This window comes from Nonomuraea sp. NPDC048882, assembly GCF_040649755.1.
Lineage (GTDB): Bacteria > Actinomycetota > Actinomycetes > Streptosporangiales > Streptosporangiaceae > Nonomuraea > Nonomuraea maheshkhaliensis.
The window spans coordinates 251685-265178 of sequence record NZ_JBEZGB010000003.1; the positions used below are offsets into that span (position 1 = coordinate 251685).

12 protein-coding genes are annotated in these 13494 nt (G+C 71.4%); 7 read left to right on the forward strand and 5 right to left on the reverse strand.

The annotated features are described in order from the left end of the window. Positions 1–29: 29 nt before the first annotated feature. Both AB0C27_RS11255 and AB0C27_RS11260 read left to right on the forward strand, forming a co-directional pair. The gene (locus AB0C27_RS11255; RefSeq protein WP_357841313.1) at positions 30–794 is read left to right on the forward strand and encodes a SigB/SigF/SigG family RNA polymerase sigma factor; all 765 of its coding nucleotides are present in this window, start codon (positions 30–32) and stop codon (positions 792–794) included. Between the two features lie 125 nt (positions 795–919). Further along, positions 920–1519: a DinB family protein gene (locus AB0C27_RS11260; protein ID WP_357841316.1), complete on the forward strand. Its 600-nt coding sequence runs from the start codon at positions 920–922 to the stop codon at positions 1517–1519. Between the two features lie 447 nt (positions 1520–1966). On the opposite strand, the gene AB0C27_RS11265 is transcribed toward AB0C27_RS11260, so the two are convergent. Continuing rightward, positions 1967–2494: a signal peptidase II gene (locus tag AB0C27_RS11265; RefSeq protein ID WP_357841318.1), complete on the reverse strand. Its 528-nt coding sequence runs from the start codon at positions 2492–2494 to the stop codon at positions 1967–1969. A gap of 532 nt (positions 2495–3026) precedes the next feature. Here AB0C27_RS11265 and AB0C27_RS11270 point away from each other — a divergent pair. Next, entirely contained in the window at positions 3027–4178 is a 1152-nt protein-coding gene (locus AB0C27_RS11270) for a hypothetical protein (protein ID WP_357841321.1), read from the forward strand. Between the two features lie 16 nt (positions 4179–4194). Here AB0C27_RS11270 and AB0C27_RS11275 read toward each other — a convergent pair whose 3' ends face one another. From AB0C27_RS11275 to AB0C27_RS11285, 3 genes are read right to left on the reverse strand one after another with little or no spacing between them, the layout of a single operon-like run. Beyond that, a complete protein-coding gene (locus AB0C27_RS11275) occupies positions 4195–5811 on the reverse strand; it encodes a PH domain-containing protein (protein WP_357841324.1) in 1617 nt (538 codons plus the stop codon). Then, the gene (locus AB0C27_RS11280; protein ID WP_357841327.1) at positions 5808–6296 is read right to left on the reverse strand and encodes a PH domain-containing protein; all 489 of its coding nucleotides are present in this window, start codon (positions 6294–6296) and stop codon (positions 5808–5810) included. The genes AB0C27_RS11275 and AB0C27_RS11280 overlap by 4 nt, the downstream gene beginning before the upstream one ends. Positions 6297–6335: 39 nt before the next feature. After that, on the reverse strand, positions 6336–6863 hold the full coding sequence (locus tag AB0C27_RS11285) for a hypothetical protein (RefSeq protein ID WP_357841330.1): 528 nt from the start codon (positions 6861–6863) through the stop codon (positions 6336–6338). Between the two features lie 174 nt (positions 6864–7037). Between AB0C27_RS11285 and AB0C27_RS11290 the strand changes: the two genes are divergently transcribed. The 3 genes from AB0C27_RS11290 to AB0C27_RS11300 all read left to right on the forward strand — a co-directional run bounded on the left by AB0C27_RS11290 (position 7038) and on the right by AB0C27_RS11300 (position 11287). After that, on the forward strand, positions 7038–8312 hold the full coding sequence (locus AB0C27_RS11290; protein ID WP_357841333.1) for a sensor histidine kinase: 1275 nt from the start codon (positions 7038–7040) through the stop codon (positions 8310–8312). Continuing rightward, entirely contained in the window at positions 8305–8937 is a 633-nt protein-coding gene (locus AB0C27_RS11295; RefSeq protein WP_357841336.1) for a response regulator transcription factor, read from the forward strand. Before AB0C27_RS11290 ends, AB0C27_RS11295 begins: the two co-directional genes overlap by 8 nt. Positions 8938–9004: 67 nt before the next feature. Continuing rightward, the gene (locus tag AB0C27_RS11300) at positions 9005–11287 is read left to right on the forward strand and encodes a SpoIIE family protein phosphatase (protein WP_357841338.1); all 2283 of its coding nucleotides are present in this window, start codon (positions 9005–9007) and stop codon (positions 11285–11287) included. 226 nt (positions 11288–11513) lie between these two features. Here AB0C27_RS11300 and AB0C27_RS11305 read toward each other — a convergent pair whose 3' ends face one another. Further along, a complete protein-coding gene (locus AB0C27_RS11305; protein WP_357841341.1) occupies positions 11514–12443 on the reverse strand; it encodes an NADP-dependent oxidoreductase in 930 nt (309 codons plus the stop codon). 165 nt (positions 12444–12608) lie between these two features. Here AB0C27_RS11305 and AB0C27_RS11310 point away from each other — a divergent pair, with 165 nt between their 5' ends. Further along, complete coding sequence (locus AB0C27_RS11310) at positions 12609–13472, forward strand: helix-turn-helix transcriptional regulator (RefSeq protein WP_357841344.1); 864 nt, start codon at positions 12609–12611, stop codon at positions 13470–13472. The last annotated feature ends 22 nt before the right edge of the window (positions 13473–13494 follow it).

A 13494-nucleotide genomic window follows, 5' to 3' on the forward strand; every position in this document is an offset into this window, starting at 1 on the left:
GGCACCTGTTGGAGCAGCACATGTCCCTCATGACCGTCGCATTCGAGCAGCTCACCGCCGAAGACCTGCTGGCCGAACTCGCCGACCCGCACATCTCCGACCTGCGCGCCGCCCGCATCCGTGAGCGCATCGTCCAGCTGCACGAAGGACTCGTCTCCGAGGTCACCCGCCGCTACCGCTACCGCGGCGAACCCATGGAAGACCTGCGCCAAGCCGCCTACGTCGGGCTCATGAAGGCCGTCAACGGCTACGACCCCGACCTCGGCCACGAGTTCCGCGGCTACGCCATGATCACCATGATGGGCGAAGTCAAGCGCCACTTCCGCGACCGCACCTGGGCCATCCGCGTCCCCCGCGTCTACCAGGAACGCCGCATCGAGCTCAACAAGGCCACCGCCGAACTCACCCAGACCCTCGGCCACGCCCCCACCGTCGCCGAACTCGCCGCCAAGCTCCGCATCTCCGAAGAAGACGTCCTGCTCGCCCTCGAAGCCTCCACCGCCTACAGCACCCTGTCCCTCGACGCCCCCGTCAACAACGGCGAGGACGACGCCGCCGAACTGAGCGACTTCCTGCCCGCCCAGGACGACTCCCTCAACCACCTCCTCGACAGGCACGCCGTCAAGCCCCTCATCGACGCCCTGCCTCCCCGCGAGAAGAACATCCTGCTCATGCGCTTCTACGGGAACATGACCCAATCGGAGATCGCCCAGGAGTTCGGCATCTCCCAGATGCACGTCTCCCGCATCCTGCGCGCCGTCCTCACCCAGCTCCGGACCGCCCTCACCGACTGACGGCGATGACGGAGACGAGCGCCTGCCCTCCCAGGGTTCGACTCACCGGCTGACTGGCACCCGGCCTCGGCGGACGGCACGAATAACGGCATGATTCTGTCGGGGCCGGGTGCAAAGATGCCCGCATGACTGACTGGGACCCGACGGCGGATCTACGGCACTACCTGCAGACCGTGCGCGAGGCACTGCTGTGGAAGCTGGACGGCCTGTCGGAATACGACGTCCGCCGGCCGCTGACGCCCACCGGCACCAACCTGCTGGGGCTGGTCAAACACCTGGCCGGAGTGGAGGCGGGCTACTTCGGCGACATCTTCGGCAGACCGTTCGCCGAGCCGATGCCGTGGATGGAGGACGACGCCGAGCCCAACGAGGACCTGTGGGCGACCCCCGACGAGTTGCGCGAGGACATCATCGGGCTCTACCGCCGGGTGTGGGCGCACGCCGACGCGACGCTCGACGCGCTGCCGCTCGACCACTTCGGCGAGGTGCCGTGGTGGCCGGAGGATCGGCGGCGGGTGACCCTGCACCGGATCCTGGTCCACGTGATCGCCGAGACCAACCGGCACGCCGGCCACGCCGACATCGTCAGGGAGTTCATCGACGGCTCGGCGGGCTTGCGCCAGGGCGTCGACAACCTGCCGCGGGTCGGCGAGGAGTGGTGGGCGGAGCACCACGCCCGCGTCGAACAGGCGGCCCGGGAGGCCGACCAGGCGTCGGCGCGGTAGATACGCGGTCGGTCGATACGCCTTCTTCGGGTGGGAGCACCTTTTCGTGCCATCATCCATTGCGGCGTCGTTGCCGGCAGCGCTGTGGCTTCAGCCCCGTTCTTTGCGGTGCCGTCGTTCCAGACCCGTCCTTTGCGGTGCGGTTGTTCCAGCCCCGCCCCCGCGGGGCTGTGGTTCCAGCCCCATCCTTTACGGCGGCGCCGTGGCCTCCCACCCGCCGCACTCCGGCCGGCGACCCTCCAGGGAGACGGCCTCTGACCCTTCACCGGCTGAGCGCCGTAACGCGAGCCCATCTTGACCAGCCACGTGGTCATCCCCCGCCCGCCCGCGTCATCCACCCTGGGCTGCCCTCAGAGTCCACCCGCCTGACCCGGTAACCCAGACCCCCTCCGCGCGGGTCACGTCCCGTCAGCTGGAGTAAAGCCGGTCCTCAACGGCGCGTCGCCTTCAACGAAGGGGGCCATCGACATGGCCGGCTCTTCGGATTGCCAGTGGATCTTTGGCTGGTGTGCCGTCGAGGGGGATGCCGCGCACGCTGAGGAGCATGAGCAGGGCGCAGCCGCCGGTGAGGGCGATGTCGGCGACGTTGCCGACGAACAGGCCGCCGTAGTCGATGAAGTCGACGACGTGGCCGTGGGCGAAGGCGGGCGGGCGCAAGAGCCGGTCGAGCAGGTGGGAGGCGGCGCCGCCCAGGAGCGCGCCCAGCACGACGGTCCACGCCGACGAGCGCAGCCGCCTGCCGACGTACAGGATGCCGATCACCGCGGCGGCGGCCGTGAGGGCGAACACCCACGTCACGCCCTCGCCGATGGAGAACGCCGCGCCCGGGTTGAGCAGCAGGCGAAGCTGGATCACCTGGGGGATGACCGTGACGCGTTCACCGTCCGCGAGCGCCGAGACCGCCCAGAACTTGGAGGCCTGATCGACGGCGAGCACCACGGCGGCGAGTGCGAGCATCCACCCGTATCGCCGCATTTCACGTCCTGTCGCCTGCGCAATGTGTTCGTCCGGCACCCGCTACCTCGCCATCACCGTCGTTTGCGAACGAATCTACCGAAAGCGCCTTCGCGACGTCTGGATGCCGTCGCGGATTTCCCCCCGCCGGGTTCCCCGCCCGCAAGGCGATGGCCCTCCTCCTGACGCCGCCTGTCCGGGCGGCGCGGCTCAGGAATGAGATGAAGCCCCCTCCTGAGGGCGCCTCTCCTGGCGGCTACTCATGCACGGGGATGTCCCCAAAATGGCAATGTCCAGCTCAGGAGCAGGACATGTCCCGCGCGTCGCTGCTGACGGCTTTGCCCGGGTATGCCATCGTGGCTGCTTCCAGCAGCGCCCCCGAGGGTCCGCCGTCCGGCCGTCACCGGCCACCGGCGCTTCGCACATCACGCTCACGACCAGGTCGCGGTCCCAGCACCGCACCCTGGCCGCAGGCACGCACGGGCGCAGGCATCCGCACACCCACCACGGGGCGCGCCCGCCCCGACCATGAGGAAGGCTGGCCAGCGCAGGCATGACCGGCAGGCGACCAACCCCGACCAGCACCACCAGACGCGACCGCGGCAAGCGGCGCGTGGCGCGCCTGAGCGGCGCGCAGATCACCGGCGGCGGCCTGGCCGCACTCACCGCCGCCGTCACGGCCTCGTACCTCGGGGTGACGGGCACGGTGATCGGCGCGGCCGTGATGAGCGTGGCCACCACGGTGGGGACCGAGTTCTACGCCCATCTCCTGCGGCGCACCGGCCACAGGGTCAAACAACACACCACGACCAGCCGGCGAACCCGCCCAACCCGGGATGACGCTCCAGCGGGTCGCGAGGCTTCGGCCGGCGGTGATCCGGCAGGTGACGCTTGGGTGATCGGCGCTCCGGCAGGCAGCGCTTCGGCAGGCGACACCTGGCCACTCGACACGCCGGCGGACGGAGCTTGGGTAAGCAGCGGTGCTCCGGCGGGCGGAGGTCTCGTAGGCGGCGCGGCCTCGGGTGAGGTGCAGGCGGATGAGGCGTCGGTGGGTGGGCCGGCGTTCGGGAGCAGTGCCTGGTCGCATGGGATGCGCGGGCGACTGGGCTGGCTGCGGGTGGGGGCGGTGCTTGCGCTCGTGGTCACGGTCAGCTTCGGTGGCGTCCTCATCTACCAGGCGTTCAGCGGACAGATGGCGGCCGATCAGGGGAACGGCACGAGCGCGAGGAAAGCGAAGTCAGACAAGCGGCACGCTCCTGACCGCGACCGGCGCGCCGCCCGGGGGTCCCAGCAGTACGGTCCGGTCCAGTCGGGGCCGCCCGCCACACCGTCCCCCACAGGCCCGTCCGGGTCGCCCTCGGCGGTCACCGGCCCACTCACCGATCCATCCATCGGTCCAGGCAGCGGTACGACAACCGGACCGGACGCGGGCGCGGTCAACGGCGCCGGCAGCGACCTGGGGGAGGGCGCGGGCATCGGCGGAGGCGGTGCGGTGAACGGCACCGCCCCACCTGGCGGCTCGGCCCACGCCACGTCCGCGCCGCCACCCGGCTCATCCACGACCGCCCCGCTCGAAGCACCGGAGGCCGCACTGCCGGACGCCGCGCCCTCCACCTCGACGGCCCCCGGACGACCGCACGCGGAGAACCCACCGGCTCCCACCCGGCCTGCGATGGGCGAGGATGGCGGAAGCCGGCATCGATGACCGAGGGACTGGGTGGTCATGGTCGGCGTTCGATGAAGGGGGCGAGCAGGCCGGGCAGCGCTGTCTCGGCCAGGGTCAGTCCCTGGTCCACCGACACGTCGCGGATCCGGTAGATGCCGTCTCCCGCCGCCGTGGTGGCCCCCAGGGTGAGCAGGCCGGTGCGGCGCTGGAACGGTGAGCGTGTGATACTCCAGCCGATGACCCCGTCCCGCCGCAGGACGACGGTGCGGCGGGCGAACGCCCCATAGGCGGTGACCAGGTAGGGGCCGCGGATGGCGTGACCGAGCGAGCGGTAGGCCGAGCGGGCCAGGGCCGTCAGGACGGGCGCCAGGACCAGGCAGGTGATCGCGCCGGTGATGACGAACGCGGGTCCGAGCCACAGCCCGAGGCCGGCGGGGATTGCTGCGATCAGCACCGACGCCGTCAGAGCCTGGTTGACCCGCCTGCGCAGAGCGACACGAGGATGAGCGCCCAGCCCCCGCCGCTCCAGCAACTCCCGCCCGTCCAGCAGTTCCCGCTCGGTCAGGTCGCGCTGGGCCGGCAGGCTTCGCACGGCCGGGTCACGTGGCTCCCACACGGCCAAACCGGTTGGTGGCAGGATTTGTGCGGCGATGGTGAGGGCTTCGGGGCGGGGGACTGCCGGGGTCAGGGCGCGGCGTCTGCGGTTCTCGTCGCGGTCGCCGAGTCCGGTGGTGACGGCGTTGAGTCTGGCGCCGCCGGCCCAGCGCAGCGGAAGGGGCTCCACCAGTTCCAGGCCGCGCAGCCGGTGCTCCTCCATGCTCACCGACCGGGTGGCCAGCAGGCCGCGGCGCACGCGCAGGACGCCGCCTTCGCCGCGCCGCAGCTCGTACCCGCTCCAGTTCTCGATGAACGTGAGCGTCGAGCAGGCCGCCCCGAGAGCGACGACGGCGAGCACGGTCACCAGCAGGCCGAACCAGAGCGGGACCGAGCCGAAGCGGCGCACGAGGTCCTGGACGACCCCGAGTTCGAGCGGGTCGATCTTCATCTCGTGCAGCGTGCGGTAGCCGGTGCCGGCGGCGGCCAGGACGGTGCCGACACCCCAGACGGTGAGCGGGGCGTAGCGCAGCCACGAGCGGTCCAGCTCGCTGATCAAGCCGTCGCTGTCGGCGGCGTGTGCGGTGTCGCTCCCTTCGAGGATCAGGCGGCGCAGCTCGGCGGCCTGATCCTCGGTGATGCCGTCCAACCGGACCCCGCGGCGGGCGGCGCCGCCCTGGCCGCCGCCGGTGTCGAGATGGAGTGTGGTCAGGCCGAACAGGCGGTGCACCGGATGGGCGGTGATGTCGATGCCGCGGACGCGGACCAGCGGGATCGAGTGCCGGCTGCGGAAGAGCAGGCCGGCGCTGACCTCGAACCGGTCGCCGGTGAGCCGGTAGCGGGTGGTCGCCAGGCGCGACAGCCCGATGCCGCCGACGATCAGGCCGGTGAGGAGGAACGAGGCGAGGGTGATGAGGATCTGCAGGTTCGGCTCGCCGCCGGTGACGAGCAGGCTGACCGCGAACAGGGCCGCCGGGGCGAGCAGGGCGCTCAGGCTGACCAGGACGAGCCGGCCGCTCAGCCGCCCCTCGTGGTCACGCGGCGCCGTACGCGGGCGGGTGCCGGTGGTGGTCGTCATGAGGCGTCTCCGGGTACGACCTGAGTCCGGTCGGCCAGGTAGGCCACCAGTTCGTCCCCCACCTTCGCGTCGAGCCCCTTGATGCTGACGGCCGAGGACGAGGCGGTCGTCACAGTGATGCCCGACAGCCCGAACAGCTGCTGCAGCGGCCCGCGCAGCGTGTCGACGGTCTGGACGCGCGACAGCGGGACGACCCGCCACTGCTGCCACAGCCAGCCGGAGGCGGTGTAGACGGCGTCGGCGGTGACCTCCCAGCGGTGCACCCGGTAGCGCCAGACCGGCATCACGGCCAGGTAGAGCAGCCCGGGTGCCAGGGAGCCCAGGGTGAACCACATGAACAGCTCGCGCGTGGGCGGGATGGTGGCCCACAGGATGCCGAAGGTGAGCGGCAGCGGCAGGGCGAACACCGCCGCCTGCGCGCTCCACCAGCCGATCGCACGGCCCTCTACGCGGTTGCGCGGCGGCCTGAGCCTGAGCTCGTCCATGACGTCACCTCTCACTGTCACCTGTCGCTGACTCGCCTGTCATCGGGTCGCGGGCACCGGTACGGCGGCGGCCTTGAGCCTGCGCATCTTGGTCATGAGCACGGTGGTGCGGGAGAGCACCATGGTCAGGGACATGAAGACGAAGGCGTTGGCGTAGGTGTCGGGGCCGCTGATCCGGTAGTCGATGGAGAAACGGACCAGGTCCGCGGCGAACCAGTGCTCGGCTCCGTACGCGAACACCACCCGCCCCAGCGACAGCACGATCCACACCAGCGCGTAGCCGAGCCCGCCGGTCGTGTAGAGCTCGCCCGACGGGCGCCGGTGGGCGGGCAGCAGCGAGCCGGCGATCAGCCCGCAGATGATCCCCGTCCCGATGCCCACGAGTTGCAGCGACAGGTCGTTCCCCTGCGACGGGAAGGAGTGGACGAAGATGGGGATGATGACGGCGACGACGATCACCGAGCGCAGCACCCGCGTCATGGTGATGCGGCGCTGTCCGAGGTCGGTGGCCAGGATGACGAGCAGGATGGTTCCGCTGGCTATGAGGGCAGTGAGGAACTGACTCATCAGGGGGTTACTCCGGATCTTGAGTGGGGAGATCCCGTGCGGCTTGGCGCTTCGCACGTTCTCTTCGGCGCTTTCCACGCTAGAGACGGGGCTCCCGCCCGGAGACGACCGAACGGTGGGTCCGGTTGTCAACCGATCAGTGGACACGGACGTTTCCGTGGTACGACTGTTGCCGTGCGTGTACGACCTGATACCGGAGAGACAGGCGACCATCCCCCCGCCACCGAGCCGCGTACCGGCTGGTTCGGCCTGTGGGACGGCTTCTTCGCCGTCTCCTACCTCCTCACCGCGGTGCTGCTGTTCCTCTCCGGCGACCCCACGGCCGCCCAGGCCGTCTCGATCGGCGCGCTGACCCTGATCGTGCCCTGGTACGCGGGGCTCGGCCGCCGCCTGATGGCCGTCCAGACGTACGGGCGGAAAAACCTGATCTTCGCGGCCGGGCTGGTGGCGCTGTTCTGCGTCACCACGTGGTTCGGCCTCATCAGCTCCTTCGCGTTGTACGCCGTCGCGCCCATGCTGATCATGACGCTGCCGATGAGGCGGGCCGTCGGCTGGCTCGCGGTGGCCAACCTGTTCCCCGTGCTGGTGACCTGGATCAGGAGCGAGGAACTGGGGATCCCGCCCTGGAGCGCGCTGCCCCTCTCGCTGCTGAGCTACGCGCTGTCGATCCTGCTGGGCGTCTGGATCAAGCGGGTGACCCGGCAGAGCCGGGAGCGTGCCCAGCTCATCGAGGAGCTGCGCCGCACCCAGGAGCGGGTGGCCAGGCTCTCCCACGAGGCCGGCATCTCGGCCGAGCGCGAGCGGCTGGCCAGGGAGATCCACGACACCCTCGCTCAGGGCCTGACCAGCATCATCAGCCTGACCCAGGCGGCGGAGTCGAGCGTGCGCGACGCGCCCGACCAGGCGAGCAGGCACCTGTCGCGGGCCGGGCAGGTGGCCAGGGAATCCCTCGCCGAGGCGCGCGAGTTCGTCGCCGCCCTGACCCCGCCCACCCTGCGCGGCGGCTCGCTCGTGCAGGCCGTGCGCAGGCAGGCCGACGGCCTGGTCGCCGACACCGGGCTCGATGTGCGCACGTCGGTGCGGGGCGCGGAGGAGCCGCTGCCGATGCCGGTCAACGTCGTCCTGCTGCGTTCGATGCAGGAGGCTGCCGCCAACGTGCGCAAACACGCCGCGGGGGCGCGCTCGGTGGACGTGGTGATGACGTTCGAGCCGGACGCCGTGCGCCTGCTCGTCCGCGACGACGGCGAGGGCTTCACCCCGGAGGGCGACCACGACGGATACGGGCTGCGCGGCATGCGGGCCAGGGTCTCGGAGATCAACGGGACGGTGAGCATCGGCAGCCGCCCCGGCGGGGGCACCGCCGTCGAGGTGCGCGTTCCCCTGCCGGCGGAAGCCGTGGGGGCGGCCGGAGTGGCTGGAACGGCGGGCGAGGAGCGGGCGCGTGGCTGAGGCGGAACCGATCACCACCCTGGTGGCCGACGATCATCCAGTGGTCCGCGAGGGGCTCATCGCCATGCTGGAGTCCGCCGACGGCATCACCGTCGTGGGCGAGGCGGGCTCGGGGGAGGAGGCGGTCGCCAGGGCGCCGGCGCTGCGGCCCGACGTCGTTCTGCTGGACCTGCGCATGGGCGGCATGGACGGCGTCGCCGCCACCGGGCGCATCCTGCGCGAGCTGCCTTCCACCAAGATCGTCATCGTGACCACGTACGAGAACGACACCGACATCCTGCGCGCGGTGGAGGCGGGCGCGGCCGGATACCTGCTCAAGGGCAGCTCACGGCAGGAGCTGATCGACGCGGTCCGGGCCGCCGCGCGCGGGGAGACCGTGCTCACCCCCTCGCTGGCGGGCAAGCTCTTCCGCGCGCGGACGCCCGACCCGGCCGCGCTGTCCGAGCGTGAGTGCGCGGTGCTGCGCCTGGTCGGTCAGGGGCTGACGAACGCCGAGATCGGCGGCGAGCTGTTCATCAGTGAGGCGACCGTCAAGACGTATCTGCTGCGTTCGTTCAAGAAACTCGGCGTCTCCGACCGCACCGCCGCCGTCATGACCGCCATCGAACGCGGCCTGCTGTCCTGATCCGGGTGTTTCCGCCGCGTCGCGGGGGATGAGGATCAACGGGGACTGTGGCCAGGGGGAGGTCACGATGGGTGGTGGTATCGGCGCCGGCGCCGGCTGCGGTGACGGGCCGGCCTTCGAGATGCTGGATCCGGCGCCGGTGGGCGTGGCGGTGACGCGCGGCCCCGAGCACCGGCTGATCTACATGAACCGCATGTGCCGCGCGCAGCTGGGCGATCCCGAGCTGGGCAGCCCTTTCCCCAGCGCCTTCACCTCGCCGACGCGCGAACGCTACCGCCGGCTGTGCGACCAGGTGTTCAGGACGGGCGAGTCCGTCGTGCTCACCGCCATTCCTTTGGGTACGGAGGCGCCGCCCGAGCAGGACCGGGGCCGGCGCGCGTGCCCGGCCCGGGATCAGGATCAGTTCCATGACCACGACCAGCACCATGACCACGACCAGGACACGAGCTTGGCCCAGGATCAGGACCAGGACACGAGCACGGTCCAGGATCAGGACCAGGACACGAGCACGGTCCAGGATCAGGACCAGGACACGAGCCCGACTCAGGATCGGGCCCCGAGACAGGGCCAGGACGCGGACGAGGACGTAGACCAGGAGCGGTTCTTCACCTCCAGCCTGTCGCGGATCACGTTCGGGCCCGATGACCACGGCGTGCTGGTGATGGCCATGGAGGTCACCGAGCAGATCGCCGCAGCCCGGCAGGTCCAGGCCATCGCCGACGAGCGCCGCCGCATCCTGCGGCGATACCGGAGCCTGATCCAGGTCAGCGCCCAGATCATCTGGGTGACGGGGCCCGAGGGCGACGCGATCGAGCCGAGCCCCAGCTGGGAGCGGGTGATCGGGCAGGCTTGGGAGGATTTCCGCGGCAACGGCTGGCTGCGGATGGTGCACCCCGACGACCAGCCCGAGGTCCTGCGGACGTGGCAGGCCACCCTCGAGAGCGAGGCGAAGTCGTACGACCACATCTGCCGGCTGCGCGTCACCGAGGGCGGCTACCGGCACTTCCGCGTGCGGGCCGTGCCCGTCTACGAGCACGGGCGGCTGGTGGAATGGGTCGGGAGCTGCAGCGACGTCGAGCGGCAGTGGCAGGAACGCCGTTCCCAGGACCTGCTCGACCGGGCCGCCGCGGCCATGGGGGAGCTGTCGAGCCTGCCGGACATGCTCCACGCCCTGGCCGGGGTGATCGTGCCGGAGCTGGCAGACGGCTGCGGGATCCACCTGATCACCGACATGTCCAGCGCCGATAGCGGGGGGCCGCTGCTGGTCGAGCGGGTCGCGGCCGCCGTACGTCCCGGATTGCCGATGATGACCCCGTACGGACAGGAGCAGGTGCGGCCCGAGAACATGCTCGTCCAGGCCGTCCGGCAGCGGCGCCCGATGCTGGCGACGTTCGCGCCGGGCAACCCGCCGCCGGACCTCGCTCCGTCGGGAGCGCAGCAGTGGGTGGCGGAGAACGGCGTCAACAGCCTGCTGCTCCTGCCCGTCGTGGTGGACGGCGCGGTCCCGGCCGTGGTGACGGCGCTGACCTGCCAGCATCGCGCGCCGCTCAGTCAGGCGGACAGCGCGTTGATCACCCAGATGTTCGACCACGCGCACGACGCGCTGAGCAATGCCATCCGGTTCCAGCGGGCGCAGCAGATCGCGCTGGCCTTGCAGCACAGCCTGCTGGCCGAGCCGCCGCTCCTGCCCGATCTGCGCATCGCCGCCCGCTACCGGGCTAGCCCGGCCGCCGCCGAGGTGGGCGGCGACTGGTACGACTCCTTCGTCCTGCCCGACGGCGCCACCGTCATCGCCATCGGCGACGTCGCCGGCCACGACCTCGCCGCCGCCGTCGAGATGAGCCAGCTCCGCAACATGTTGCGCGCCCTCGCGATTGACCGCTGGGGGCCGCCGGGCGAGGTCCTCACCCGGCTCAACAAGGTGATGGCGGCCCTCTCTGGCGAGGTCACGGCCACCTGCGTGCTCGCCCGTGTCGAGGAGGCCGGCGGCGGTCACCGGCTGCACTACGCCGTCGCCGGCCATCCGCCGCCCCTGCTCGTCACGTATGAGGGAACGGCGCGTTTCCTGGACGATCCGACCGGCTCGCTGCTCGGCATCGGCGACGTGTTCGACTGCCCCTCGGCGACGGTGCCGCTGCCGCCGCGCAGCACGCTGCTCCTCTACACCGACGGCCTGGTCGAACGGATGGGCGAGCACCTGGACCTGGGTCTGGAACGGCTGCGCGAGCTGGCGGGGACGCTCGCCCGCGAGCCCGTGGACGCCTTCTGCGACCAGTTGCTCAGCGGACTGCCGACGACAGGGCTCGACGACATCGCCGTCCTGGCCCTGCGACGACCGGGAGACGACTGACACCGGGCCGCACCGGAGATCGACGCCGCCCTTCCGCGAGCTGAGGGCGGGTCGGTCGGAGGACTTGAGCGGGGTCTCGTCGTAGGCCGGTTTCGGGCCGTCCGGGAGAGGACTGACACCGGAGGTCGACGTCGGCTCTTCCCACCGGACCGTCCGGACTACTGAGTCTGGCCTTCCCGAAGGCCGGTGCCGGACCGTTCGGGAGATCGACGTCGGGTCGCACGTGCTAGGGCTTGAGGACGATCTTGCCGCGGGTGTGTCGTTGCTCCAGCTCGCGGTAGGCGTCCTGGACCCGGTCCAGCGGGTAGGTGGCGGCGATCGGGACCTCCAGTCGGCCCGTCCGGATGAGCTCGGTCAGCTCGGCCAGCACGTCGGCCGTGGCCGCCATGGCGCTGCCCTCGTTCTTGACGCCGTAGCGCTCGGCCGCGGCGACGTCGATGATGGTGTCGATCCGGTCGGGGCTCACCCCGAGCTCGATCGCCATCTCCACGTAACCGCCGCCGAAGTTGTCGATGAAGGCGTCGACGTGCCCGGCCGCGGCCTTGATCCGGGCGGCGGCCCCCTCGCCGTACGCGATCGGCACGGCCCCGTGATCACGCAGCCACTGGTGGTTGGGCTCGCTCGCCAGCCCGATCACCGTGGCGCCCGCCTCGACCGCGAGCTGCGTCGCGATCGTCCCGACCCCGCCGGCGGCCCCGGCGATGACCACCGTGTCGCCGGCGCGCAGGCCGACCGCCCGCACCTCCGCCACCGCCGTCGTGCCCGCGACATACAGCGAGCCCGCCTGCTCCCACGACACCTCCGACGGGCGCCGGACCAGGTTGGACGCCTCCACCACGACGTATTCGGCATGGCTGGCCCGGTTGTCGGTGAAGCCGAGCACCTCGTCGCCCGCCGCGAAATCCGCCACCCCGTCGCCGGTCGCGACCACCACCCCGGCCAGGTCGCTGCCCTGGCCGGAGGGGAATGTGGCCGGCCAGATGTCGCGGAGCGCCCCCGAGCGGATCGCCGCCTCACCCGGGTTGATCCCGGCGGCCACCACCTTCACCAGGACCTGCCCCGGGCCGGGCGCCGGGCGCTCCACCTCGACGATCCGCAGCACCTCGATCCCGCCGTAGTCGTCGAACCGGACCGCTCGCATCGTCTCGACCGTCATCTCGACCTCCCTGACCTGTTCTTGCTCCGGGTGACGTGGTGAAACCCGGTTCGGGAGACACGTTGCCAAGCGTTGACGACCGGCGGAATCGGACAGGTCTCCCTAGGATCCACGGTCCTAGGCTGTGAGGTCGGGCAGGCCCCGCGGCCGCGTCATCATGGATTCATGGACATGGACCGGGAGCAGCTCGCCGACTTCCTGCGCCGGGCCCGCGAGCGGCTGCGTCCGCAGGAGGTGGGGCTGCCGGCCGGGCCGCGCCGCCGCACGCCCGGGCTGCGCCGCGAGGAGGTCTCGCAGCTCGCGGGCATGTCGGCCGACTACTACATGCGCCTCGAACAGGCCCGCAGCCCGCAGCCCTCGCTGCAGATCCTGGCCGCGCTGGCCCGCGGGCTCCGGCTGACCGACGACGAGCGCGACCACCTCTACCTGCTGTCCGGCCACCGGCCGCCGAGCGGTCCGCTGGCCCACGACCACGTCAGCCCCGGCCTGCTCTACCTCCTCGACCGGCTCACCGAGACCCCGGCCCACATCACCAACGACCTCGGCGACCTGCTCGCCCGCAACCAGATGGCCGAGGCGCTGCTGGGCTGCATCTGCTCGGTCCGCGAGCAGGACCGCAATTTCGTCTGGCGGTGGTTCACCGACCCGGCGATGAGCCAGGCCTACGATCCGGACGAACGCGCCGCGCTCAGCCGGGATCACGTCGCCGACCTGCGCGCCTCCTACGCCCGCCGGGGCGGCGACGAGCCCTCCGCCCGCCTGGTCGCCCGGCTGCGCGCCACAAGCGAGGAGTTCGCCCGGCTGTGGGACCTGCACGAAGTGGCGGTACGCCGTTCCAGCCGGATGCGGGTCGCCCACTCCGCTGTCGGAGCGATCGAGCTGAACTGCGAGACGTTACTCAGCCCCGCCGAGGACCAGCGGCTCGTCATCTACACCCCGGTGCCGGGGACGTCCGCCATCGAGCATTTGAGCCTGCTCCGCGTCCTCGCCCACAACGACTTCGTCCCCGCCAGCCCCGCCCGCCGCTGACCGAGGAGGATTGCGGTGCACC